This is a genomic window from Variovorax rhizosphaerae (assembly GCF_037889975.1).
GTDB classification, from domain to species: Bacteria; Pseudomonadota; Gammaproteobacteria; order Burkholderiales; family Burkholderiaceae_C; genus Variovorax; species Variovorax rhizosphaerae.
Map to the genome: position 1 here is coordinate 1 of NZ_JBBKZT010000006.1, position 23,857 is coordinate 23,857.

Sequence of the window (23,857 nt, forward strand, 5' to 3'; positions counted from 1 at the left end):
AGCCCACGGGGGACCCAACCCCCCCCCCGGAACACAAAAAAAACACCTTTTCCCCCTCCGGCCCCCACAATTTTCCGGCGCGGCATTGCCTTGACGCACATCAATGCACAAAGCGCGCCGCCCCGCGCAAAATGCTGGCACCTGTCTCAACGCCCACGGCGTGAAGGATTGACCATGGACAAGTCGCGCAGGAACTTCATGCTGGCCACCGGTGCCTTCGGGCTTGCCGCGGCGAACCGGCCAGCCCTGGCGGCTGTTCCGGAGGACGCGCAGGCCCTGGTCCTCGCCGCCGAAGCCACGGTCGATGCATTCACCCGCCGACAGGACATCGAGGGCTTCGTCGCCGCCGTGGCCCAGACCCGGGGGGTGCTGGTCTTTCCGCGGATCGTCAAGGCGGGCTTCGTGTTGGCCGGCGCCGGCGGCACCGGCGTGCTGCTGGTGCGTGACCAGAGAACCAACAACGAGTGGCGCGGCCCGGCGTTCTACAACCTATCCACCGCAAGCCTTGGCCTCCAGCTCGGCGCGTCGTGGGGCGACCTGATCGTGCTGGTGAACACGCAGAACGCGCTCAACGCGCTCTACAACAACCCGGCGGCGCTCAAGTTTGGCGGTGAGGCGTCCTTCGCCTTCTGGGACAAGGGCATGAACGCCGGCGCGAGCGGGACCACGGACTACCTCGCCTACTCGACGGACAAGGGCGCCTTCTTCGGCCTCGCCATCGATGGCTCCGTGCTCAGCGCGCGCCAATCGCTCAACGACGCCTACTACGGCAAGCCCGCCTCGCCACTGACCATCCTCTTCGATCCCCAGGTCAGCAATCCTGCCGCGCAGACGCTGCAGGCGAGCGTGAAGCGGCTGCGCGCCAACGGCCTCAGCGAATGGGCGAGATAGCCCTGGCCTTCATCGGCCCGACCTGATTCATGCGCAGCGCTTCCGGCCTTCCGAGCGCTGGTGATTCCGCCTGGCTTCGGTGGCTTCCAGGCCTGCGCACGCTGCGCAGCTACGACCCCGCCTGGTTGCGCCATGACATCGTTGCCGGCCTGGTGCTCACCACGATGCTGGTGCCGGTGGGTATTGCCTATGCCGAGGCGTCGGGGGTCGGGGGCATCTTCGGCCTCTACGCGACCATCGTGCCGTTGCTGGTCTATGCGGTGTTCGGCCCGAGCCGCATCCTCGTGCTCGGCCCGGATTCCGCGCTGGCGGCCGTGATCCTGTCGGTGGTGCTGGCGCATGCCGCCGGAGATCCGGCGCGTGCCATCGCCCTGGCGAGTGCGATGGCGGTCGTCTCCGGCGTCGTCTGCATCGCGGCGGGCTTCCTGCGGCTGGGCTTCGTGACCGAGCTGCTGTCCAAGCCGATACGGTACGGCTACATGAACGGCATCGCGCTCACGGTGCTGCTGAGCCAGTTGCCCAAGCTCTTCGGCTTCAAGGTGGAGGGCGAAGGACCGCTGCGGCAGGCCTGGGCCCTGGTGGAAGGCGTGCTGGCCGGCAAGATCCACGGCCCGAGCCTGGCGATCGGCGGCGCGACGCTGGTGCTCATCCTGCTGCTGCAGAAGGTGCCGCGCGTGCCGGCCGTGCTGGTCGGCGTGGTGGCGGCGACGCTGGCGGTCGGTGTGTTCGGCCTGGAGCGCGTTGGTATCGCGGTGCTCGGCCCGCTGCCACAAGGCCTGCCGGCGCCATCGCTGCCCCTCATCGGCATGAACGACCTCCAGCCCGTCCTGCTCGGCGGCCTGGCCGTGGCGCTGGTGGCCTTCGCGGACACCAGCGTGCTCTCGCGCGTCTATGCGGCGCGCTTGAACACCCGCGTGGACCCCAACCAGGAGATGGTGGGGCTGGGTGCCGCGAACTTCGCGGCCGGCTTCTTCCAGGGCTTTCCGATCAGCAGCAGTTCCTCGCGCACGCCGGTGGCCGAGGCAGCCGGTTCGCGCACGCAACTCACCGGCGTGGTGGGCGCGGTCGCCATCGCGGTGCTGCTGGTGGCCGCGCCGAACCTGCTGCGGCACTTGCCGAGCGCGGCGCTGGCGGCGGTGGTCATCGCGTCGGCGTTGGGGCTCATCGTGATCACCGACCTGCGCCGCATCCATCGCATCCAGCCCTGGGAGGCCTGGCTGTCGATCGTGTGCTTCGCGGGCGTCGCGGTGTTCGGCGCCATTCCCGGCATTGGCATCGCGGTGGGCATCGCGGTGATCGAGTTCCTGTGGGACGGCTGGCGCCCGCATTCGGCGGTGCTGGGGCGCGTGGACGGCCTCAAGGGGTACCACGACATCGGCCGCTACCCGCAGGCGCACCGTGTGCCCGGCCTGGTGCTGTTCCGATGGGATGCGCCGCTGTTCTTTGCCAATGCGGAACTGTTCCGCGACCGCGTGCTGGCAGCGGTGGCGGATTCGCCCCTGCCCGCGCAATGGGTGGTGGTCGCGGCCGAGCCCGTGACCAGCGTGGACGTGACCGCTGCCGACATCGTGGCCGAACTGGACGACAGCCTGCAGGCCCGCGGCATCGAGCTGTGCTTTGCCGAGATGAAGGACCCGGTCAAGGACAAGCTCAAGCGCTTCGGGCTGTTTGCTCGCCTCGGTGCCGAAACTTTCTTCCCTACCGTGGGCGAGGCCGTCAAGGCCTACCTTCGCAGCCACAGCGTCGCATGGCGGGACTGGGAGGCGGAGCCGATGAGCGATCGCATTGCGCCGCAGTAGACTGCCGGTCCCGCCTCCTTGACGCCAACCGCGCATACCCCCGTGACACGCGAAGCCGGCAGTGCCAACGACGACCTGCTGCTCAAGGTCTCGCCGCCGCGCGTTCAGCGCCACCTGATCTCGCGTCCGCGCCTGCTGGCCAGTGACGCCGCCTTCCACGGTTTTCCCGCGATCCTGATCCAGGCTCCCGCAGGCTTCGGCAAGACCTCCCTGCTCGCGCAATGGCGACTGGAGCACCTGTCGCATGGCGTGGTCGTCGCGTGGCTTACCGCGCAGCCGCGCGACAACCCCGAGCGGCTGGCCCAAGCCTTGGCGCTCGCCGTTCGACAAGGCGCGGGGCGGCCGGGGTTTGGCCACGTGCTGCTCGACGCCGTCGTGCCAAGTGGGCTGGAGGGCATCACCATCTGGCTGGCCGAACTGGCGCAGACCGCGCTCGACGTGGTGCTGTTCGTCGACGAGGCCAACAGCCTGCCGCCGGCCTCGCGGGAGGCACTGGCCTACCTGCTGCGCAACGCGCCGCCCAACCTGCGCACGGTCATCGCCGCCCGCCCGGATTGCCATCTGGACATCGACGACCTCATTGCCTACGGTCAGTGCGCGGTGGTGGATCCGGCCATGCTGCGCTTTCGCCTCAACGAGACGCTGGAACTGGTGCAAGGACGCTTCGGCGCACGGGTGGACAACGACACCGCCGCGCGCCTGCACGAGCTGACGGAAGGCTGGCCGCTGGGCGTGCAACTCGCGCTGACGGTCATCGCCCGCGGTGCCGATGCGCGGGCCGACGTGGCCGGCATGGCCGCGCTCGGCGGCGCGCTGCGCGATCACATCCCGGCCTTGCTGCTGTCGAACCTGGAGCCCGAGGACCGCGAATTCGCCACCCGCATCTCGATCCTGGACCACCTGCATCCCGAGCTGTGCCGTGCGGTCGCACAGGTCGACGATGCGGCGGAGCGCCTGGTGCGACTGGGCCGCGACACGCCGGTCTTCGTGGCCTCCGAGCAGGGTGAGTGGCTGCGCATGCACATGCTGGTGCGCGACGTGCTGCGCCAGGCTTTCGCGGGACTGCCAGCCTCGCAACGGGCCGAGGCGCATGCCCGCGCCGCCGGCTGGCTGGCCGAGCGCGGTCAGCTAGAACAGGCGGCGCGCCACGCGCTGGTCGCAGGCCAGACCGAAAAGGCCTATGAGTTGACCGAGCGCAGCCTCTACGAATCCATCATGGCGCACGGACGCCAGGGCGTGGTGCTCGAGTGGCTCAACCAGTTGCCGGCCGCCGAACTCGACCGCCGGCCGCGCGTGCTGCTGGCCGTGGCCTGGACGCTGTCGACGAGCGAGCGCCACGACGACGCGGGCCGCTACGTCGAACGCATCCTGGCGCAGCCGGATGTCAACGACGCGCTGCGCTGCGAATGCGCGTTGATCCTCAGCGGCGCCGCGGTATTCGCCGACGATCCGGACCGCTTCGCGCTGCTGCACGACCCATGGGCCGAATCGCCGCCGCTGCGCGATCCGCTGCTGCTGCAGGTGCATGCCAACCGCACCGCCTATCGCAGCCTGCTGGAGGGCGACCCGGCGATGGCGCGCCTGCGGCAGCAGCAGTCGCCACGCGGCGACTTCGGCAGCGGGCTCGGCTATGTGGGGCGCTGGGGCGAACTCATCATCGGCCTCAGCTACCTCTGGGAAGGACAGGTGCAACTGGCCGACAGCCTGCTGCAGCCAGCGCTGGCCAGCGCCGAGGTCGAGCTCGGTCGGCGCAGCCGGCTCAGCTGCATGCTGGCGGCCTTGCTGGCCTCGGCCGTCTGGGAGCGCGGGCGCCCGGGCGAAGCCGCCGCCCTGCTCGCCGACCGGCTCGACGTGCTCGAACACGGCGGCCTGCCCGAAGCCCTGTTGCTCGCCTATCGCACGATGGCCCGCATGGCGATGGCCGACGGCGCCGAGCACCGCGCCATGGAATTGCTGGCAGGGCTGGACGCCGTGGGCACGGCGCGTGCGCTGCCCCGCTTGCGCGTCGCGAGCCTGGTCGAGCAGGTGCGCATGCATGCGCGCCGTTACCGCGCGCAAACCTGTCGCACGCTCTGCGAACGCATCGAGGCGATGATGAAAGGCGACGAGTTGCCGCCGGGCCGCTTGTGGCGGGGCAGCGTCGTTGCCCTGCAGGGACTGGCACAAGGCTACGCGGCGATCGCCGCACGGGACTGGCGCGGCGCGCTGGAACCCCTGGCGCGCGCCGGGACGCTGGCGCAGCAAATCCGGCTGGAACGGCTTCACATCGAACTCCTCGCATTGCGTGCCTTCGCCCTGGACCGCTGCAGCGAAATGGAAGGCGAGGCCCTGATGCGCGAAACCATGGACCTCGCCGCCAGCTACGGCCTGGTGCGCGTGTTCGACGACGCGCATCCCGACGTGGGCCAATGGGCACGCGCCATCGCCGCGCCAGGCGATTCCCCTCCCCGGCGCGCGCCATTGCCGGCACCGCCCGAGCCCGTTGCGCCGCGCCCGGACCCGACCCGCGGCACGGTGCTCACGCCCAAGGAGCGCGAGGTGCTGGACATGCTCGCGCGCAACCTCTCCAACAAGGAGATCGGGCGCGCCATGCAGGTGGGCGAGACCACCATCAAGTGGCATGTGAAGAACCTGCTGGCAAAGCTGGATGCCGGCACCCGGAAGGAGGTCGTCGTGCGCGCCCGCATCCTCGGGCTTCTGCAGTCCAGCGCCTGAGGAGACTCTGATCAAGTCCGCCCCGAGGGCGCGCGCCTCGGATCGGGATGGGATGCAAGGCGCAAACCGCAGCCATGGCCGAAGCCTTGGCGAGGATCTGCAACGCCGCGGACCGCCCGAGCCGGGGATGCGCGGTCCGCGGAGGGCTTGATCAGAGTCTCCCTGACCACCGAGGGCCCCACGGAGCCCCGAAAGTGACCCTCCCCCTCCGCCAAGGAGGGGGGCCGAAGGTCACTGCAAACTTAATCTTCAGCCTGCAAGGTCGCCACGGCGGCCACCTCTATCAACAAGGGGGCTGGTGAAAGAAAGCCGGCCTCCGCCAAAGGAGACAAGACATGAACACAACCATCCAGGCAGACGCAGTTCAGGACGCGCCCGCCGCTCCCGCCGTCATCTCGGCCGCCGCGCTGAAGACCTCGATCAAGGTCGAGCAGCTCACTTGCACCATCGGTGCCGAACTGTCGAACGTCGACCTCGGGGCCGCCTCGCGCGACGCCGAGACGGTGGCCGAGCTCCGCAGCCTGCTGCTCAAGCACCGCGTGCTCTTCTTCCGCGACCAGGACATCACGCGCGCCGAGCACGTGACGCTGGCCCGCCACTTCGGCGACCTGGAAGACCATCCCGTGGCCGGCAGCGACCCGGACCACCCGGGCCTGGTGCGCATCTACAAGTCGCCCGACACGCCCAACGACCGGTACGAGAACTCCTTCCACACCGACGCCACCTGGCGCGAGAAGCCGCCCTTCGGCTGCGTGCTGCGCTGCGTCGAATGCCCGCCGGTCGGTGGCGACACCATCTGGGTCAACATGGTCGAGGCGTACAACCGCCTGCCGCAGGACATCCAGCAGAAGATCGCCAACCTGCGCGCTCGCCACAGCATCGAGGCCAGCTTCGGCGCCGCCATGCCGATCGAGAAGCGCCTGGCGCTGCACGCCCAGTTCCCCGACGCAGAACACCCGGTCGTGCGCATTCATCCGGAAACCAACGAGAAGGTGCTTTTCGTCAACGCGTTCACTACGCACTTCACCAACTTCCACACGCCGGAGAACGTGCGCTTCGGCCAGGACTACACCTCGGCCGGCCGCGACCTACTGGGCTACCTGATCGAACAGGCGGCCGTTCCCGAGTACCAGGTGCGCTTCCGCTGGAAGAAGAACAGCATGGCCATGTGGGACAACCGCAGCACCCAGCACTACGCGGTCATGGACTACGCCCCGTGCCACCGAAAGATGGAACGCGCCGGCATCGTCGGCGAAGCGACCTTCTGAGCACGCGGCCCCTTCCACCTTCCAACTATTTCCACGAGGTCATCAAATGAACTTTCTCGACGGCTCCCTCTACCCCGAAAACCAGCAACCCCTGATCATCACCGCCGCGCCCTACGCGCCGTCGTGGGTGCCCTCCGACTTCCCCGAGGACATCCCCGTCACGATCGAGCAGCAGATCCAGAAGGCGGTCGACTGCTACAACGCCGGCGCCACCGTGCTGCACCTGCACGTGCGTGAACTCGACGGCAAGGGCAGCAAGCGCCTGTCCAAGTTCAATGAACTGATCGCCGGCGTGCGCAACGCCGTGCCCGAGATGATCATCCAGGTCGGCGGCTCCATCAGCTTCGCGCCGGAGAACGAAGGCGCAGCCGCCAAGTGGCTCTCCGACGACACGCGCCACATGCTGGCCGAGCTCGACCCCAAGCCCGACCAGGTCACCGTGACCATCAACACCTCGCAGATGAACGTGGTGGAGCACTGGGAATACGAGGACTACAAGGGCACTTCGATGGAAGACCCGGCCGTCTTCAACGCCTACAAGGAAATGACCGTGCCGGCCCAGCCGGGCTGGGCCGAGGAGCACATCCGCCGCCTCAACGACGCCGGCATCCAGAGTGCATTCCAGTGCTACAACATCAACAGCTTCGAGTCGGTCGAGCGCCTGATGCGCCGTGGCGTCTACAAGGGCCCGCTGGTCATGAACTGGGTCGCCATCAGCGGCGGCATGGACCAGCCCAACATCTACAACCTCGCGAACTTCGTGCGTGCCACGCCGGACGGCGCGGTGCTGACGGTGGAAAGCTCGATGCGCAACGTGCTGCCGGTCAACATGATGGGCATCGCCATGGGCCTGCACGTTCGCTGCGGTATCGAGGACAACCTCTGGAACCAGTCCCGCACGCAGAAGATGAGCACGGTCGAGCAGGTCGAGCAACTGGTGCGTATCTCGCGCGAGTTCGGCCGCCCGATTGCTACCGCGCAGCAGGCCCGCGAGATCAGCAAGATCGGCGTGTTCTACGACACCGTCGAGGAATCGCTGCTGGCCAACGGCTTCGCACCCAACCGCAACGGCGCCCACCAGGGCTTCCTGCGCAAGGCGGCTTGAAGATGACCGACGCAGCAACCCTGCCGACGGTGCTCATCGTCCCAGGCCTCCGCGACCACGTGGACGCGCACTGGCAGACCTTGCTGGCCGCCGACTTGCAAGCGCGTGGCCGCAAGGTCCGCACGGTGCCACCGATGGGCCGCACCGACCTCGACTGCGCGTCGAAGGTCGAGGCCATCGAGCGCGAGGCGCAGGCCATCGACGGTCCGCTGATCCTCGTGGCGCACAGCGGCGGTTGCGTGATGGTCGCCCATTGGGCACGCCAGACCACGCGTGCCGTGCACGGTGCGCTCATGGCCACACCGCCGGATTTCGAGGAAGAAATGCCCGAAGGCTATCCCTCGCTGCAGGCCTTGCGCGATGGCGGCTGGCTGCCGGTGCCGCGCGAGCGCCTGCCCTTCCCGAGCATCGTCACCGCCAGCCAGAACGATCCGCTCGCGAAGTTCGAGCGCGTGGCCGATTTGGCCAAGGACTGGGGCAGCCACCTGTACGACCTCGGCACCGTCGGCCATCTAAACCCGGCCTCCGGCTACGGCGCGTGGCCGCTGGCAGAGGCCTTCATCGCCGTGATGGCAATCGGTGCGTGCAACGGCAGCACGAGCGCCGACCAGGCGCTGATGGCTTGCACCCAGCCCGCCGACATTTGAAACACACAAGGAGACATACCATGGCAAAAGCCATTCGCATTTACGAAACCGGCGGTCCGGAAGTCCTGAAGCTGGAAGACGTCGACGTCGGTGAACCGGGCCCCGGCCAGGCCCGCGTTCGCCACACCTCCATCGCCGTCAATTTCATCGACATCTACTTCCGCACCGGCCTCTATCCGCTGCCGCGCCCCAATGGGCTGGGCTCCGATGCCGTGGGCGTCGTCGAGGCCGTCGGCCCCGGCGTGACCGACATCCGCGTGGGCGACCGCGTGGGCTACCTCATCGGCCCGCAGGGTTCCTATTCGCAGGTCCGCGTGATGCCGGCCGACGTGCTGATCCCGCTGCCCGATGGCGTGTCGGACCGCACCGCCTCGACCCTCATGATGAAGGGCATGACGGCGCAATACTTGTTCCGCCAGGTCTACCCGCTCCAGGGCGGCGAGACCATCCTGTACCACGCGGCCGCCGGCGGCGTCGGCCTCATCGCCTGCCAGTGGGCGCGCGCCCTGGGCGTGACGATGATCGGCACGGTCAGCTCCGACGAGAAGGCGGAGATCGCCAAGGCCAACGGCTGCACGCACACCATCGTCACCACGCGCGAGAACATCGCCGAGCGCGTGCGCGAGATCACCAATGGCAAGGGAGTTCCTGTCGTGTACGACTCGGTCGGCAAGGACACGCTGATGGCCTCGCTGGACAGCCTGTCGCCCCGCGGCACGCTGGTGAGCAACGGCACGAGTTCCGGCCCCGTGGTCATCGATTCGATGCTGCTGGCCGCCAAGGGCTCGCTGTGGCTCACGCGGCCGGCGATGATGCATTACATCCAGCCGCGCGCGCACATGCTGTCGATGGCCGATGAGCTGTTCGGCCACGTGCTGACCGGCAAGATCGTGAGCGAGCCGCGCCAGAGTTTTGCGCTGGCCGATGCGGCCGACGCGCACCGCGCCCTCGAATCGCGCAAGACCACCGGCGCGACCGTGCTGGTTCCCTGAAGAAGCGGAGCCACCATGGACATGCACGCACTCGACACGAAAAAGGCGGACGCCGACAGCTACCTGTTCGGCCCGCGCCAGGCCTGGTTCGCCTTCGCGATGACCATCGGCCTCATGATGGTCGACTACATCGACCGACAAGTCATCGTCTCGCTCTTCCCGCACTTGAAAGAGGCCTGGGGTCTGTCCGACAAGCAACTCGGCGCCCTGGTGTCGGTGGTGTCGGTGACGGTGGCGCTGGCTGCGCTCCCGATCGCGCTCTTTGCCGATCGCGGCAGCCGCGTCAAGAGCATCGTCGTGATGGCGACGACCTGGAGCCTGGCCACCATCTCCTGCATGTTCACGCGCAACTACAGCCAACTGTTGGCAGCGCGTGCCGTGGTCGGGCTGGGCGAGGCGGGCTATGGGGCCGTCGGCTCGGCGCTGATCGCCAGTCACTTCCCGGCGCGCATGCGTGGCGCGCTGCTGGCGGGCTTCTTTGCTGCGGCCTCGGTGGGCTCGGTGATGGGCGTGATGCTCGGCGGGCTCATCGCCGCACGCTGGGGCTGGCAAGCCGCGTTCGGCGTGGTAGGTATTCCCGGCCTGGTGCTGGCACTCGTCTACTCGAAGGTGCGCGACTACCGCACCGTGGACCTCACGCCGCGGCTCGACCGCGCCACCCGTTCCACCGGCAGCGCCGTGCGCGCCGTCGTCCAGGCACTGACCCGCTCGCGCACCATGCTGTGGGTGTGCATCGGCGGCTCGGCGCAACTGATCGTGGTCTCGGCCATCTGGGCCTGGCTGCCCAGCTACCTCAACCGCGTGCATGGCCTGGCGCCGGATCGCGCGGCCATCAGCGCCGCCATGGTGGTGCTCAGCGGGGCCGTCGGCAGCGTGGTATGGGGCGCATTGATCGACCGTGCCGGCCGCCGCCGTCCGGGCGCCAAGCTGCAGGCCATGGCGCTGCTGTGCATCGCCTCGCTGGTCGTGCTGGTGACCGCCTTCGGTGCGCCGCGCTTCGGCATCGCAATGACGGCGCAAGCCCAGTTCATGCTCGTCCTGCTCGGCGGCTTCCTGATGACCTGCACGGTCGGCCCGGTCTCGGCCGTGGTGATCGACGTGATCCATCCCGGCATCCGTGCCACCGGCGCCTCGGTGCTGGCACTGTTCCAGAACCTGTTCGGCCTGGCGGCCGGGCCATTCATCGCCGGCATCCTGTCGGACGCATGGACGCTGGAACAGGCGCTGACGGCCATGCCGCTCTTCGCCGTGCTGGCCGGTTGGGCTTTCATGCGCGCATCGCGCAGCTATGAGCCGGACCTGCAGCGTGTCGGCCAGGCCCTGAAGGAAGAACAGGCCGCCCTCTCCCCCAATGCACACAACGCCCTCGCGTGAACGTGCTACCCCCAAAACCTTGATTGAACTGAACTGGAAGAATTGAAATGAACGGATTGATGATGGATCAGCCCCTGCTGATCTCGAGCCTGCTGACCCACGCTGAACGCCACCACGGCGACCAGGAGATCGTCTCGCGCCGCGTCGAAGGCGACGTGCACCGTACGACATATCGCGAACTCGCCCAACGCTCGCGCCGCATGGCCAACGCGCTGGCGGCACGCGGCATCGAAATGGGCGACCGCGTTGCCACCCTGGCCTGGAACGGCTACCGCCACATGGAGCTGTACTACGCGGCCTCCGGTTCCGGCGCGGTGCTGCACACGCTCAACCCGCGCCTGCATCCGGACCAGGTGGTCTGGATTGCCGACCACGCCGAAGACCAGATCCTGTTCTTCGACCTGACCTTCCTGCCGCTGATCGAAGCCATCGCCTCGCGCGTCAAGACCATCAGGGCCTTTGTCGCGATGACCGACCGTGCGCACATGCCGGCCCATTCGAAGGTGCCGAACCTGCTGTGCTACGAGGAATTGATGGCCGACCACTCGCCGGACTTCCACTGGCCGGTGTTCGACGAGAAGGCGGCTTCGTCGCTTTGCTACACCTCGGGCACGACGGGCAACCCCAAGGGCGCGCTCTACAGCCACCGTTCGACGATGCTGCACACCTATGCCGCCGCCTTGCCCGATGCGCTCAACTGCTCGGCCAGCGACGCCATCCTGCCCGTGGTGCCGATGTTCCACGTCAACGCGTGGGGCCTGCCGTACATCGCGTGCATGGTCGGCGCCAAGCTGGTGTTCCCGGGCCCGTGGCTGGACGGCAAGTCGCTGCACGATTTGTTCGAGGCCGAAGGCGTCACGCTGTCGGCCGGCGTGCCCACCGTGTGGCAGGGCCTGCTCACCCACGTGGAGAGCAACGACCTCGAATTCAGCACCATGCGACGCACCATCATCGGCGGCTCGGCCTGCCCTCCCGCCATGATGCGCGCCTTCCAGGACCGCTACCAGGTCAACGTGCTGCACGCCTGGGGCATGACCGAGATGAGCCCGCTGGGCACGGCCTGCAAGCTCAAGCCCTCGCACCTGAAGCTGGACGCCGAACAACGCATCGCCATCCAGTCCAAGCAAGGCCGCGCCGTGTTCGGCGTGGACATGAAGATCGTGGACGAGAACGGCGCCGAACTGCCGCACGACGGCAAGGCGGCCGGCGAGCTGATGGTGCGCGGCCCGTGGATCATCTCGCAATACTTCAAGGGTGGCAGCCCGCTGGTGAACGGCTGGTTCCCGACCGGCGACGTCTCGACCATCGATGCCGAAGGCTTCATGCAGATCACCGACCGCAGCAAGGACGTGATCAAGTCCGGCGGCGAATGGATCGGCTCGATCGACCTGGAGAACATCGCCATGGCCCACCCGGCCGTGGCGATGGCGGCCTGCATCGCCGCGCGCCACGCCAAGTGGGACGAGCGCCCGCTGCTGGTGGTGACGAAGAAGCCGGGCACGGAACTCACCCGCGACGAACTGCTGGCCTTCTACGACGGCAAGATCGCCAAGTGGTGGACGCCGGACGACGTGGTGTTCGTCGACAGCATTCCGCTGGGCGCCACGGGCAAGGTGCAGAAGAACATCCTGCGCGACGCTTTCCAGGACCACCTGCTGGTCACTGCTTGAAATGAAGGCCCACCCCCGATGCGCCTGAGGCGCCCGTGCGGCCGCCAGGGGCGGCTGCACTTTCGCCGAGCTCGGCTACCCGCAGCTGGAAACAGTTGCGTGGATGGGCCTGTGGGTCAAGCCCGACGTCCCCGCCGCGATGCAGGAGCGTATCGTGATGCCGTCGTCAAGGTGACGGCACAGCCGGCAGTGCGCACGCGCTTGCTGGACCTGGGTCTGGAGCCCGTTGCCTCGCGCACCCCGGAGGAACTGTCGAATTCGCTGAGCGCCGACTACCAGCGCGACGGTGCGGTGCTCAAGTCGATGGATTTCAAGCCCGAGTGAAGTGCGTGGCAGGACACGCGAACTCTGCAAATGACGTCTCCCCTGAATTCCGGACTTTTCAAAGCTGGAGGTACGGTTGCTTGCCGGTGACCCACGACGGACGCACCGATGGCCTGGTAGAGCCATTTCGCTCGCGCATCCACATCCAAACGTTCGGCGGTGTTGAAGTCGCCGTCCTCGAAGCGAAGGCGGCCCATTGCCATTGGCGGTCGGGTGAGACGACACGGTCGGGACGCCCGTCGGCGAAGGACATGACCCGCATCTGTGCGTTGGCCTGCGGCGCGGCAGCTTCCAGGATGGACCGCATCCGGTCGTCAGGCGCGAAGTCAGCTGATTCTGAGCTTTGCGACATGCCTTGCAGGAAGTTCAGAAGCCAGATCTCACGACATTGCGTCGAGACGGGTACCTCGAGCGCGATTCCAGGCTCGCCGATGCGATGATTCGTTTGCTGCGCAACGAGGATGCCTCCCCAAGTCACGCGCGATCAGACCGCCCCAAGGGCGCTCACTTCGTTGCTGAACTTGCACTGCAACCTCGAATCCTTGTGATGCACGATCAAAATCAGCGTTTGAATCCGCCCGAATTTCCGTTTTGACCCCCAGATTGCCCATGCAACGCAACACACTCTCCTTCCTCCCCGTCGTTTTCGCCATCGCCGCTGGCGTCCTGGTTCCAGATTCGGTGTCTTTCGCGGTCACCCCCGCCACCAAACCCGCATCCCAGAAGAAGCCCGCGGCCGAAGCGCCGGCCTCGGCGCCGCCAGCTGGACAGACCGCCGTTGCCGGTGGGGCACCGACGCTCCCTGCCAAGGCATGGCTTTTGATGGACTTCGACTCCGGCGAGCTGCTCGCCTCGGCCAACCCCGACGAAGCACTGCCTCCGGCATCACTGACCAAGATGATGACCAGCTTCCTGGTGGAACAGGCACTTCGGTCGGGCAAGCTCAAGAAGGACGACCTCGTTTCGGTCAGTCAGAACGCCTGGTGCCGTGGCTCGAGCACGGAGTCGTGCATGTACCTGCCGCTCAATGGCCAGGCCACCGTGATCGACATCCTGCGCGGCATCATCATCCAGTCGGGCAACGACGCGTCGAAGGCGATCGCCGAGCACATGGCCGGCTCCGAAGAGGGCTTCGCCAAGCTCATGAATGCCGAAGCCAAGCGCCTCGGGATGACGCACACGAATTTTGTGAACGCGACGGGCCTGCCCGATCCGGAACACAAGTCGTCTGCGCGAGACCTCGCCAATCTGGCGCGTGCGATCGTCCGCGACAGCTCCGACTACTACCCGATCTACGCGGAGCGCGAGTTCAAGTACAACGGCATCAAGCAAGGCAATCGCAACGCCCTGCTCTACACCGATCCATCGGTGGACGGGCTGAAGACCGGCCACACGCAGGAAGCGGGGTACTGCCTGGTGACTTCGTCCAAGCGCAACGGCATGCGCCTGATCACGGTGATCCTCAACACCACCAGCATGAAGGCGCGCGCCGACGAGACGCGCACGCTGCTCGGCTGGGGCTTCGCTAACTTCGAGAAGGCCACCCCGATCCAGCCCGACGCGGTCGTCACTTCTGCCAAGGTCAGCTTCGGGAAGGCCGATACGGTGGCGGCGGGCCTGGGATCGCCGTGGTCCCTGACGGTGCCGCGGGGCCAGCAAGTGCGCACCACGGTGCAGGTCAAGCCGGACCTCGAGGCACCGGTCGCCAAGGGCACTGTGATCGGCAAGGTGATTGCGGAGTCGAACGGCAAGCCGGTGGGAGAAACGCCGCTGGTCGCGCAGGCCGACGTGGAGCGCTCAGGCTGGTTGCGGCGCATGTGGCAGCACGTGCTGAAGTGGTTCGGCAAGTGAAGCACGCCTGAACGCGCGTCACGTCTGGAAAAATTGTGGCAGCGGACGGCGCGGTGACGCCTGCACCGCGGTCGGGGCATACCCGATGCGGCACAACATCTGGACCGTGGCGTCTCGCGCCGATGCGGGCGCAGCGGCGCCGAGCAGTAGCCGGTGCGCACGCTCGTAGTGCGGCGCCATTTCGGCAAACTCCTGCAGTGCCTGGCTCATCGGGTGCACGCCGATGCCGAGTTGCGTCGCCCGCAACTGCTGGCGCACGTAGGCGCGACCCGCGGCAATCTGCTCGCTGCGACTGTTGCCGCCCGTGCTCAGCCAGATGAATCCCATGGCCGTGCTGCAGTAGCCGTCGAAGGTCTGCATCGCCTGCTTGTGCGCGGGACTGTCCGGTGAGGGGGGCGCGCTGCGATCGAACTGGCCCAGGCCCGATGCGATGCGTGCCATGCGCGTGTTGATCGTGAGGCCATCGCGATGCGCCAGGATCTCATCGGGTCCAACGCGCATCAGGCGAATGCTTTCCATCACGGTGCGTGGGGTCGTCAACTCGACTTTCGCCGCTTCCCAGCAGAGTGCGCGCAGTTGATTTACGCGCGCAGGGTCGACCGTTCCTCCGACGCGCACCTCATCGTTGCCGGGTGGTTGCAACAGCAGCGCCGCGAGCGTGGCTGCCGTTACCGGGCGCGCGGTGTCGAACGGCAGCTTGGGGGTGTGGCGCTGGAGCACCGATGCGAACAACGGGTCTGCTCGCGCACCCTGGCGCAAGCGAAGACGCGCCACCGGTCGCGTGTCCCAATCCTCGATCCGGGGTGCCATCTCCCCCTCGGGCCAGAGCGTCACTTCGCTGTGCACGCCTTGTTCTGCGAGTGCCATCACCAGCAGTTCGAGGAACGCGCCATGGCCGATCAGGATCTGGCGGCCGAACGGATCGGTCTCGGGCAACAAGCGTTCGCGATCGCAGTGGAGCGTGATGGAGTCTGGCTCGCGGAGGTCCACGAGCCAGGGTTGGCGGTTGTGCGGATTCGGGGCCGTCACGGCGTAGGCGACTGCGCGCTTGCGAACATCGGTCTCTTCACCGGGGCCGTTCCAGATCTCGATGGCAGCCGCAGGAATGTCGCTCGACAAGGAATAGGCGCCCACCAGCGCCGCCCCGGCAGCCAGCACCACGCCGCCACCGACCAGACGCACGAAACTCCGACGGTTCACCATGACGAGCCTCCAGCAAATTGCCCTGATGCGTGCATTGTGAGAACGCACGAGGCCATTCACAATTGGTCGATTGCTCACATCTGCTATGCGGGAATGAATAGCTCCTCCGATTTCGACTGGCGCCTGATCCCCGCCTTTCTCGCGGCGCTCGATCGCGGCAGCCTGCTGGGCGCGGCGCGCATGCTGGGCTCCAGCCAGCCCACCGTCGGACGTCACATCCTGGAGCTGGAAACTCAACTCGGCACGTTGCTGTTCGAACGCACTGGCCGCGGGATGCAACCGACGGCGATGGCGCTGCGGCTGGCCGATGCAGCACGCGCCATGGAGGCCGGCGCGCATGCCTTGGCCCGCAGCCTCTCGGTCGCGCAGTCCGTCGCATCGGGCACCGTGCGCGTCAGCGCCAGCCAGGCGGTGGCCGTGCATCTGCTGCCGCCGCTGCTGGCGCAGATGCGACAGGCGCTGCCCGAGGTGCAGGTCGAGCTGGTGTCGAGCAACGAGGTCAGCAACCTGCTTCGACGCGAGGCGGACATCGCCGTGCGCATGGTCCCGCCGCAGCAAGCCTCGCTGGTCATCAAGCGCATCGGCAAGGTCACGCTGGGCGCGTATGCGCACCGCGACTACCTGCGCCAGCGCGGCGTGCCGCGCGAAGCTGGCGACCTGCGCACGCACGACCTGATCGGGCTCGATCGCGACGACAGCATCGTGCGCGGCTTTGCCGCCCTTGGCATGCCGTTGACGCGAGACGCCTTCTTCTTTCGCAGCGATGACATCAACGTCTACTGGCAGGCGGTACGCGCGGGGATGGGCATCGGCTTCGTGGCCGACTACATTGCGCGAACCGACGGCGCCGTGGTGCGCGTCCTGCCCACGCTCAAGATCCCGCCCCTGCCCGTGTGGTTGGCCGTGCATCGCGAGATACGCAGCAGCCATTGCATCCGGCAGGTCTACGACTTTCTTGCGCGCAGCATTCCCGCGGGGTTGTAACGAGACTGGCAATCGCGACGCCGATCTCATGCGGCGCCACAGCCGCAGGTGGCTTCGCGCGGGATTCGCCGCGACTCATATCAGTTTTCCATGACGCTGGCGCGTCTTCCGCGACGCATGAAACCGGGGCGAGTACAACGTTGCCAGTTCGTGGGCACCCACGGAACCGGCTTTGCCGGGCCGTTGGGTGCGCCCCCTTGAGGGGGAGCGCCGCAGGCGCATTCGGGGGTGGGTTTTCATTTCAGTTTTCCATGACGCTGGCGCGTCTTACTCGACGCATGAAGCCGGGGCGAGCACAGCGTTGCCCGTTCGTGGGCACCCACGGAACCGGCTTTGCCGGGCCGTTGGGTGCGCCCCCTTGAGGGGGAGGCGCCGCAGGCGCATCGGGGGTGGGTTTTCATTTCAGACGGCCTGTCGTTTCTTGCTTGCAGCGCTTGGCGCTTCGCTTCGCGCCAACCACAGCCCACTCAAGATGATCAGCGCTCCGCCACCCAGCGTCCATGCATCGGGTGCCGCCTGCCAGAACAGCCAGTCCAGCACCACCGCCCAGGCCAGGGCGCTGTATTCGAAAGGGGCGATGGAGGCCGCCTGGCCGTGCCGGAAGGCCTCGGCAATGGCCAACTGGCCCAGGAAGCCGCTGACCGCCAGGCCCGCCAGCGCCCACGCGTGCCCGGACTGGATCGGCACCCATTGCGGCGCCGCCAACAGGCTCCCGCCGACAGCCATGCCGGCCGTGGTCCAGAACACCAGCGCGGCGCTGGGTTCGGTGCGGCTGATGAGCCGACCCAGCATGTTCGACAGCGCATAGCAGGCCGCGGCCACCAATATTGCCAATGCGCCCATCGACAGGAAGGCGCCCTGCTCCGGCCGCAACGCGATCACCACACCGACGAATCCCAGCCCGATGGCGAGCCAGTGCCGCGGCTGGACCGACTCGCCCAGCATCGGCACGGCAATGAGCACCATCAGCAGCGGCGCGATGAAACTGAGCGTGTAGGCCTCCGCCAGGCCCAGGGTCTTCAGGCCGTACACGAAGAGCACGAGCATGGTCATGGTCAGCACGGCGCGCAGCAGGTGCAGCCGCCAACGCAAACGGCGGTTGAATACCGCAGCGGCCTCGCGCCGCCAGGCGATGTACAGGCACACCAGCGGCAAGGCCGTGAGACCGCGCAGCGCCATGACCTGCACAGGGGCGTAATGGCCGGCCAGGTTCTTGAGCAGTGCGTCCATGCACGCAAAGAACGCGCAGGCCAGCAGCATCGCAGCGATGCCGCGCAGGGATCCGGTGGGGTGCATGGGCGGGCGGGTTGTCTTTCGGCATTGGCCGCGGGAGGGGCCCCATTCTGTTCGATGCGCGAATGCGTATCGCGGAAGCCCTGGGGAAGCAAGCCTGGTGGGCTCGCCCTATCGCTCCGTCAGCCTGGCAAGTCCCACACTGAGCAAGCGCCCCGACAGCGGCGCGCTCGCCAGCGAATCGATTGGCACGCTGTGGCGCGAAGTGGTGATCGCCATGCGCTCGCCACCCGCCTCGCCCCCGCCGGTGATGGCGAGGTCGGTGGCGCAAGGCACCGGCAGGCCAACGACGCGGTCCAGCTGTCCGTCCTGGGTGAAGCGGACGACGGACCATCCGTCGCACAGCGCCGTCCAGATGCCGCCCTGGGCATCGAAGGCCAGGCCGCTGAGCCGGCCCGAGCCCTTGGGCACCGTGGCAAGGCGGCGCACCGAGGCCTGTCCGGGCTGCAACAACAGGATGGCGCCGGAGCCTGGCGCCGTTGCATAGAGTTGCCGCTCGGCCGGGTGCCAGCCCAGGCATTGCACGGCCTCGCCCATGCGCCATCGCACATCGAGCGTGCCGTCGCCACGCACGAGGCCGATCGCGGCGCCTGACTCCGGCAGCGCGACCGCGGCCCACACCTCGTCCCCCTCGCCATTGCAGACCGCAAGTACCTGTCCGGAGAGCCATGGCGCCATGGGCGTGACCGCGCCATCTGCGGCGATGCGCACTGCAGAGCGCTCATCCACGGCAATGACGCCCTCGCCATCACGCAGCAAACCCACCAACGGCAACTCCAACGTCACGACCTCGCGATCCTGACCGTTTTCGTACATGCGCACCGAGGGCGCGAGCGCGTCGGCCCACCAAAGTCGCTCGCCGTCCGCCGACCAGAGCGGATGCGCTCCATGGAAGGCCCATTGCCCCGGCAAGGCGGTGACCGAGGCTTCGGTGCTCACGGCCACATCGCTGCCCACCGGAGACAACTGGGCGCCCACGCGGCGCGCGGCCTCGGCCACTTCGGGGCCGAGCAGTTCAAGCCGCGCACGCGTGAGCCGATAGGCCGGGCCTGCAACGCTGATCGCCCCCCTCACCTGCCCCGCCGCATCGATCACGGGCGCGCCGACGCAGCGCACACCCAGCACGATTTCCTCGTCGTCGATGGCATAGCCGCGTGAGCGTGTGATGCGCAGTTCGGCCTGCAGCCTGCGGCGGTCCGTGATCGTCAGCGGCGTGAGCGGCTTGAGCACCGCATCGCGCACGATCGCATCGCGGGCCTCGTCGGGCATGGCCGAGAGGATCGCCTTGCCCTGGCTGGTGCAGTGCACCGGCTTGCGCTCGCCGAGCGCGGCGGCCGAACGCTGGCTGTGCGCGCCGTCGCAGCGTTCGAGCGAGATCACCTCGCGGCCATCCAGCGTGGCGAGGTAGCAGGTCTCGCCGGTCAGGTCGCGCAGGGCGCGCAGTTCGAAGGCGGCGGCCGCGACCAGGTCGGGCATCGCATAGGCCTGCCGCGCCATCTCGAAGCATCGGAAGCCCAGGCAATAGACCCTGCGCAGCGGATCGCGCCGCACCAGGCCGCGCGCCGTCAAGGTCGCGAGCAGGCGATAGACGGTGGTGCGTGGCAAGGACAACTGCTCCGCAAGCTCGGTCTGCCCGAGTCCCTGCGGCGCGGCGCCGATGGCGTCCAGCACGTCGAGCGCCTTTTCAAGGGCTCCTGTGCCCTCACCGGAAGAAGTGGCCATGTCGTTCGGTTTGTCTCAAATGGTGGTACGCGGGGGCATGTTGCATGTCACCGCGCGATGCCAATCGATTTTCTTTGCGCTCCAGTCTCCCTACGATCGGATCACCCGCTGCAAGCTGTCTTGCGACCCATTGTGTTCCCACCATTTGAGACAAACACCATGACCACCACGCCGCCTCCCCTCTCCACGATTCCCCAGCGCGCGCCAGCGCCCTACGTGTCCGATGCCGTGCTCGACCGCCTGGCCAAGGCCACCAGCGGATCGCTGACCACGCAGCTCTACATCAAGGGCTTCCGCCAACCCGTGCTGCATGGCCTCACGCCGCTCAACAAGAAGATGGTGCCGTTCGCCGGCCGCGCCTACACCATGCGCTTCATCCCGGCGCGCGAAGACGTCGATGTGTACGGCAACCTCACGACCTCGCCGAGCGCCGACAACCTCCAATGGGTCGGCGTGGAGCAGATCGAGCCGGGCCATGTGCTGGTGATCGACAGCAACAAGGACGGCCGCGCCGCCTCGATGGGCAACATGCTCATCACCCGCATGATGATGCGCGGCGCCCGCGGCGTGATTACCGACGGCACCTTCCGCGACGGCACGGAGCTGAGCCAGATGGACTTCCCGATCTGGTGCACCGGCGTGACGGCCACCACCCGGCTGAGCTACCACCACGTCGCCGACCTGCAGGTGCCGATCGGCTGCGCTGGCGTGGCGGTGTACCCGGGCGACGTGATCCACGGCGACGGCGACAACATCACCGTGATCCCCGCGCACCTGGCCGAGGAGATGGCTGACCTGTGCGAGAAGCGCGACGACATCGAGGCCTACCTGGCCCTGCGCGTGCAGGCCGGCGAGGCACTGTGGGGCCTGTACCCCCCGAGCGATGCCACGCGTGCGCAGCACAAGCAATGGGTGGCCGATGGCCGCCCCGCCATTCCCGCGGCCAAGCCCGCCGGCACCCGCTGATTCACGGAGACCAACGACATGGCCAAGTTCACTCCTGAAGACCACGCCGCCCTGATCCGCCGCTACTTCGACGCCTGCAACGCCGCCGACTACGACGCGCTGGTCGACTGCTTCACGCCGGATGCCGTGCACTACTTTCCCGCCGGGCTGCCGGAGATCCCCTGGCGCACGGCCGACACCATCGCGAAGAAGTGGCAATGGTGCGTCGAGACGCTCGGCTCGCAATGGACCATCGACAAGCTCATCGTGAGCCACAACACGCCCGAAGCGATGATCGAATGGACACACTGGAAGAACAAGAGCGGCACGGCATTGCGCGGTGCGGAGTGGTACGACTTCGATACCGAGACCGGCAAGATCAAGGAGATCCGCGCCTACTACGCCGCACCGGCGGACAAGGAAGTGAAGATCAACGAGCTCGTCGCCTTCGACTACGTCGGCCGCGGCTACCCGCTCAAGAGCAAGTAGGGCCATCGATGCTGCAATCCGTTGAAGCCCGCACCGGCGTCGCTGTCGGCGAACGCTGGCCAGAGTCCACAGCTCGCGAAATCGATGCGGCAGTGCAGGCAGCCGCCGATGCGAGCGATGCTTTCGCGGCCACGACCGCGGCCCGACGCGCCGCCTTGCTGCGCGCGCTGGCCGGTGCACTCGAGGCCGATCGCGAAGGGCTTGTCGCGTTTGCGGATCATGAGAGCGCCTTGGGGCTGCCGCGCCTGAATGGCGAACTCGATCGCACCAGTTTCCAGCTTCGCGGCTTTGCCGACGTGCTGGAGCGCGGCGCAGCCCATGCCGTGACGGATGACCCGGCCGTCGATGGTGCGCCGCCGGCCGGCCGCCCTCGCCTCACACGCGTGCGCGTGCCCGTGGGTCCGGTTGCCATGTTCTCGGCCAGCAACTTTCCCTTCGCCTTCTCGGTGCTCGGCGGCGATACCGCCTCGGCGCTCGCAGCGGGCTGCCCTGTGGTGGTCAAGGCCCATCCCGCGCATCCCGAACTGTCACGCCGCACGGCGGCGCTGGCGCAGCGCGTGGTCCACGCGCAAGGCCTGCCTGCGGGCGTGTTCCAACTCGTACAGGGCGGCGCCATCGAGGTCGGCGTGGCACTCGTCCAGGCGCCGGCCATTGCGGCCGTGGCGTTCACGGGTTCGTTCAAGGGCGGCACTGCACTGGCGAAGGTGGCAGCCGATCGCCCGCGCCCGATTCCCTTCTACGGCGAGCTCGGTTCGGTCAACCCGCTGGTCGTCCTGCCCGCCGCCCTCGCGGCCAACGGTGCAGGACTCGCCGCCGCATTGGCCGGCTCGATCTGCCTTGGCGCAGGCCAGTTCTGCACGAGCCCGGGCGTGATCCTGGTGCCCGACGATGCCGCTGGCGACAGCTTCGTCAAGGCCCTGGCGGAGGCGCTGCGACCGATGCAGCCGCACGCCATGCTGTCGGCCGGCATCCGCGCAACCTTCGAGCGTGGCGTTGGGCAATGGCGCAGCGCGCCCCAACTCAAGCCGCTGGTCGACGAGGGAAGCAACGTCGCGTCCCCCACGCCCCGACCTTTCCTGGCCGAGGTTTCGGCGGCCGACTTCATCGCCAGCCATGCGTTGCATGAGGAAGTCTTCGGCTCGGCGGCGTTGGTCATGCGCGTGGCGTCCATCGACGACGCCATCGACGTGCTGAAAGCCATCGGCGGCTCGTTGACCGTCACGCTGTGGGGGGCCGAGGCAGAAACCGAGCAGACGCGCCAGCTGGTGCGCGCGGCAACGCAGGTGGCCGGACGCGTGCTGTTCAAGGGCGTGCCCACCGGCGTTGCCGTGACCGCCGCACAGCATCACGGCGGCCCCTACCCCGCATCGACGCAGCCGTTCACGACATCGGTCGGCTACGCCGCGCTCGACCGCTTCCTGCGCCCCGTGGCCTTGCAGGATGCGCCCGATTGGCTCATCGACAGAATGGGGTTGCCATGCTGATGCGCCACATCGTCCTGTTCCGCCGCAAGGCCGAAGTACCCGAGGACGCGCTCCTGGAGAAGACGGTGACGGAACGCATGGCATCGCTGGGCACGGAGATTCCGGCGATCCAGGGCTGGAAGTTCGCCGCCAACGAACTCAGCCGCCCGATCTGCTGGGACTACGTGCTCGAAGCGGAAGTGGCCGATGCGAAGGCGTTGGACGCGTACCTGTTCCATCCATTGCACCAGGCGCTGGTCGCGGATCTCAAGCCTTACTTCGAATGGGCGGCGGTGGACTACACCACCTGAAGCACACAGGTCCTTCAGCGTCGCCCATCCGCTGGTGCTCGCCGACATGCATGGCATCGTCACCATCACCATCGCCGGCAGCCATCACACCGGCAACTGCCGGCACACGTGGCCTGTTCACACCCAATCCGATCGCAGCCGGCATTCCAACGGCAGGCGACCCGTGCTGCTGGACATCAGTGCGTCCATCACCACCAACAACCGGGCCCGGCAACTCTCATACGACTTTGCAATCAATCGCAGAACAAGGCGGAGCGCCGCAGACAGTGCTGTAGCACGGCAAGGCGATCCAACGCAGTTATGCGGTTGATTGCGAAGTCGTATCAGCTGCTGGCGAGCGCTTCCCCTGTGCGTCATGGATGCACAGGGCCAGGCGACCTACGATCCGCGTGTCGCAGTCTCGGGCAGTGGCAGGCTGTTGCCCATTGGCGGGCTGCACCACGGACACAAGGGCTACGGTGTGGCCCTGCTGGTCGAGGCGTTGACGCAAAGCCTGTCGGGTTTTGGCCGCCACACGCTTCCCGGCGGCATGCTGATGAACGTGTTCCTGCAGTCGATCGACCCCGACGCCTTCGGCAGGAGTGCGTCTTTCGAAGTGGAAAGCACCTGGCTTTTCGAGGCATGCGCTCCAATCCACCGCGACCGGGCGTCAGCCAGGTACGCGTACCAGGGGAACATGCGATGGCCAGCAGAAGCAAAGGGAGTGCCTCTCTCGTCGCTCATCGTCGATGCGCTGGGGGCGTGCATGGCCCGGCGCGGTCTCCTGCTGACTTGACCGCGAACCCCGGTTTCCATTCGTCTGCAAGCGCCG

Annotated in this window: 21 protein-coding genes; 17 read left to right on the forward strand and 4 right to left on the reverse strand. The window is 67.5% G+C overall.

The features are described 5' to 3' along the window. Positions 1-174: 174 nt before the first annotated feature. The 10 genes from WKW82_RS13670 (at position 175) to WKW82_RS13715 (ending at position 12,785) form a co-directional block, all read left to right on the forward strand. A complete protein-coding gene (locus WKW82_RS13670; protein WP_340342846.1) occupies positions 175-891 on the forward strand; it encodes a lipid-binding SYLF domain-containing protein in 717 nt (238 codons plus the stop codon). A 29-nt stretch (positions 892-920) separates the two neighbouring features. Next, positions 921-2,690: a SulP family inorganic anion transporter gene (locus tag WKW82_RS13675; protein ID WP_340342847.1), complete on the forward strand. Its 1,770-nt coding sequence runs from the start codon at positions 921-923 to the stop codon at positions 2,688-2,690. Between the two features lie 42 nt (positions 2,691-2,732). Next, positions 2,733-5,405 carry a winged helix-turn-helix domain-containing protein gene (locus WKW82_RS13680; RefSeq protein ID WP_340342848.1) on the forward strand — a complete coding sequence of 891 codons (2,673 nt, stop codon included), beginning with the start codon at positions 2,733-2,735 and terminating at the stop codon, positions 5,403-5,405. A 335-nt stretch (positions 5,406-5,740) separates the two neighbouring features. After that, entirely contained in the window at positions 5,741-6,673 is a 933-nt protein-coding gene (locus WKW82_RS13685; protein WP_340342849.1) for a TauD/TfdA dioxygenase family protein, read from the forward strand. A gap of 46 nt (positions 6,674-6,719) precedes the next feature. After that, positions 6,720-7,778 carry a beta-keto acid cleavage family enzyme gene (locus tag WKW82_RS13690; RefSeq protein WP_340342850.1) on the forward strand — a complete coding sequence of 353 codons (1,059 nt, stop codon included), beginning with the start codon at positions 6,720-6,722 and terminating at the stop codon, positions 7,776-7,778. 2 nt (positions 7,779-7,780) lie between these two features. After that, complete coding sequence (locus WKW82_RS13695; protein WP_340342851.1) at positions 7,781-8,425, forward strand: RBBP9/YdeN family alpha/beta hydrolase; 645 nt, start codon at positions 7,781-7,783, stop codon at positions 8,423-8,425. A gap of 20 nt (positions 8,426-8,445) precedes the next feature. Further along, the gene (locus tag WKW82_RS13700) at positions 8,446-9,417 is read left to right on the forward strand and encodes a quinone oxidoreductase family protein (RefSeq protein WP_340342852.1); all 972 of its coding nucleotides are present in this window, start codon (positions 8,446-8,448) and stop codon (positions 9,415-9,417) included. A 15-nt stretch (positions 9,418-9,432) separates the two neighbouring features. Further along, positions 9,433-10,791 carry an MFS transporter gene (locus WKW82_RS13705; protein ID WP_340342853.1) on the forward strand — a complete coding sequence of 453 codons (1,359 nt, stop codon included), beginning with the start codon at positions 9,433-9,435 and terminating at the stop codon, positions 10,789-10,791. Between the two features lie 47 nt (positions 10,792-10,838). Next, a complete protein-coding gene (locus WKW82_RS13710; RefSeq protein ID WP_340342854.1) occupies positions 10,839-12,461 on the forward strand; it encodes a 3-(methylthio)propionyl-CoA ligase in 1,623 nt (540 codons plus the stop codon). A gap of 171 nt (positions 12,462-12,632) precedes the next feature. Beyond that, positions 12,633-12,785, forward strand: a complete 153-nt coding sequence (locus WKW82_RS13715) for a hypothetical protein (protein WP_340342855.1) — start codon at positions 12,633-12,635, stop codon at positions 12,783-12,785. Positions 12,786-12,843: 58 nt separating this feature from the next. Here the strand turns inward: WKW82_RS13715 and WKW82_RS13720 are convergent, their stop codons facing one another. Continuing rightward, positions 12,844-13,263: a hypothetical protein gene (locus tag WKW82_RS13720; RefSeq protein ID WP_340342856.1), complete on the reverse strand. Its 420-nt coding sequence runs from the start codon at positions 13,261-13,263 to the stop codon at positions 12,844-12,846. A gap of 131 nt (positions 13,264-13,394) precedes the next feature. Between WKW82_RS13720 and WKW82_RS13725 the strand changes: the two genes are divergently transcribed. Continuing rightward, on the forward strand, positions 13,395-14,636 hold the full coding sequence (locus tag WKW82_RS13725) for a D-alanyl-D-alanine carboxypeptidase family protein (protein ID WP_340342857.1): 1,242 nt from the start codon (positions 13,395-13,397) through the stop codon (positions 14,634-14,636). Between the two features lie 18 nt (positions 14,637-14,654). Here WKW82_RS13725 and WKW82_RS13730 read toward each other — a convergent pair whose 3' ends face one another. Further along, the gene (locus tag WKW82_RS13730; protein ID WP_340342858.1) at positions 14,655-15,839 is read right to left on the reverse strand and encodes an Acg family FMN-binding oxidoreductase; all 1,185 of its coding nucleotides are present in this window, start codon (positions 15,837-15,839) and stop codon (positions 14,655-14,657) included. Positions 15,840-15,932: 93 nt separating this feature from the next. Here WKW82_RS13730 and WKW82_RS13735 point away from each other — a divergent pair, with 93 nt between their 5' ends. After that, on the forward strand, positions 15,933-16,823 hold the full coding sequence (locus tag WKW82_RS13735; protein WP_340342859.1) for a LysR family transcriptional regulator: 891 nt from the start codon (positions 15,933-15,935) through the stop codon (positions 16,821-16,823). A gap of 402 nt (positions 16,824-17,225) precedes the next feature. On the opposite strand, the gene WKW82_RS13740 is transcribed toward WKW82_RS13735, so the two are convergent. Beyond that, entirely contained in the window at positions 17,226-18,119 is an 894-nt protein-coding gene (locus WKW82_RS13740; RefSeq protein WP_340342860.1) for a DMT family transporter, read from the reverse strand. A 108-nt stretch (positions 18,120-18,227) separates the two neighbouring features. Continuing rightward, on the reverse strand, positions 18,228-19,838 hold the full coding sequence (locus tag WKW82_RS13745) for an IclR family transcriptional regulator domain-containing protein (protein ID WP_340342861.1): 1,611 nt from the start codon (positions 19,836-19,838) through the stop codon (positions 18,228-18,230). A 159-nt stretch (positions 19,839-19,997) separates the two neighbouring features. On the opposite strand from WKW82_RS13745, the gene WKW82_RS13750 reads away from it, so the two are divergent. The 5 genes from WKW82_RS13750 to WKW82_RS13770 all read left to right on the forward strand — a co-directional run bounded on the left by WKW82_RS13750 (position 19,998) and on the right by WKW82_RS13770 (position 23,821). Next, positions 19,998-20,804 carry an RraA family protein gene (locus WKW82_RS13750; RefSeq protein ID WP_340342862.1) on the forward strand — a complete coding sequence of 269 codons (807 nt, stop codon included), beginning with the start codon at positions 19,998-20,000 and terminating at the stop codon, positions 20,802-20,804. 18 nt (positions 20,805-20,822) lie between these two features. Then, positions 20,823-21,272 carry a nuclear transport factor 2 family protein gene (locus WKW82_RS13755; protein WP_340337629.1) on the forward strand — a complete coding sequence of 150 codons (450 nt, stop codon included), beginning with the start codon at positions 20,823-20,825 and terminating at the stop codon, positions 21,270-21,272. Positions 21,273-21,280: 8 nt separating this feature from the next. Then, positions 21,281-22,756 (forward strand): aldehyde dehydrogenase (NADP(+)), encoded by a 1,476-nt coding sequence (locus tag WKW82_RS13760; RefSeq protein WP_340342863.1) that lies wholly within the window; start codon positions 21,281-21,283, stop codon positions 22,754-22,756. Continuing rightward, positions 22,750-23,046, forward strand: coding sequence for a Dabb family protein (locus WKW82_RS13765; protein ID WP_340342864.1), 297 nt, complete (start codon positions 22,750-22,752; stop codon positions 23,044-23,046). Before WKW82_RS13760 ends, WKW82_RS13765 begins: the two co-directional genes overlap by 7 nt. 355 nt (positions 23,047-23,401) lie before the next feature. Next, the gene (locus WKW82_RS13770) at positions 23,402-23,821 is read left to right on the forward strand and encodes an Ldh family oxidoreductase (protein WP_340342865.1); all 420 of its coding nucleotides are present in this window, start codon (positions 23,402-23,404) and stop codon (positions 23,819-23,821) included. Positions 23,822-23,857 lie beyond the last annotated feature (36 nt).

Excerpts from the sequence above, each read along its gene's own strand:
- WKW82_RS13710 (WP_340342854.1), top strand. The coding sequence starts at position 10,839 with ATGAACGGATTGATGATGGATCAGCCCCTGCTGATCTCGAGCCTGCTG.
- WKW82_RS13750 (WP_340342862.1), top strand. The coding sequence starts at position 19,998 with ATGACCACCACGCCGCCTCCCCTCTCCACGATTCCCCAGCGCGCGCCA.
- WKW82_RS13765 (WP_340342864.1), top strand. The coding sequence starts at position 22,750 with ATGCTGATGCGCCACATCGTCCTGTTCCGCCGCAAGGCCGAAGTACCC.
- WKW82_RS13705 (WP_340342853.1), top strand. The coding sequence starts at position 9,433 with ATGGACATGCACGCACTCGACACGAAAAAGGCGGACGCCGACAGCTAC.
- WKW82_RS13755 (WP_340337629.1), top strand. The coding sequence starts at position 20,823 with ATGGCCAAGTTCACTCCTGAAGACCACGCCGCCCTGATCCGCCGCTAC.
- WKW82_RS13745 (WP_340342861.1), bottom strand. The coding sequence starts at position 19,838 with ATGGCCACTTCTTCCGGTGAGGGCACAGGAGCCCTTGAAAAGGCGCTC.
- WKW82_RS13685 (WP_340342849.1), top strand. The coding sequence starts at position 5,741 with ATGAACACAACCATCCAGGCAGACGCAGTTCAGGACGCGCCCGCCGCT.
- WKW82_RS13700 (WP_340342852.1), top strand. The coding sequence starts at position 8,446 with ATGGCAAAAGCCATTCGCATTTACGAAACCGGCGGTCCGGAAGTCCTG.
- WKW82_RS13675 (WP_340342847.1), top strand. The coding sequence starts at position 921 with ATGCGCAGCGCTTCCGGCCTTCCGAGCGCTGGTGATTCCGCCTGGCTT.
- WKW82_RS13740 (WP_340342860.1), bottom strand. The coding sequence starts at position 18,119 with ATGCACCCCACCGGATCCCTGCGCGGCATCGCTGCGATGCTGCTGGCC.
- WKW82_RS13670 (WP_340342846.1), top strand. The coding sequence starts at position 175 with ATGGACAAGTCGCGCAGGAACTTCATGCTGGCCACCGGTGCCTTCGGG.
- WKW82_RS13770 (WP_340342865.1), top strand. The coding sequence starts at position 23,402 with ATGGATGCACAGGGCCAGGCGACCTACGATCCGCGTGTCGCAGTCTCG.
- WKW82_RS13730 (WP_340342858.1), bottom strand. The coding sequence starts at position 15,839 with ATGGTGAACCGTCGGAGTTTCGTGCGTCTGGTCGGTGGCGGCGTGGTG.
- WKW82_RS13695 (WP_340342851.1), top strand. The coding sequence starts at position 7,781 with ATGACCGACGCAGCAACCCTGCCGACGGTGCTCATCGTCCCAGGCCTC.
- WKW82_RS13735 (WP_340342859.1), top strand. The coding sequence starts at position 15,933 with ATGAATAGCTCCTCCGATTTCGACTGGCGCCTGATCCCCGCCTTTCTC.
- WKW82_RS13690 (WP_340342850.1), top strand. The coding sequence starts at position 6,720 with ATGAACTTTCTCGACGGCTCCCTCTACCCCGAAAACCAGCAACCCCTG.
- WKW82_RS13725 (WP_340342857.1), top strand. The coding sequence starts at position 13,395 with ATGCAACGCAACACACTCTCCTTCCTCCCCGTCGTTTTCGCCATCGCC.
- WKW82_RS13760 (WP_340342863.1), top strand. The coding sequence starts at position 21,281 with ATGCTGCAATCCGTTGAAGCCCGCACCGGCGTCGCTGTCGGCGAACGC.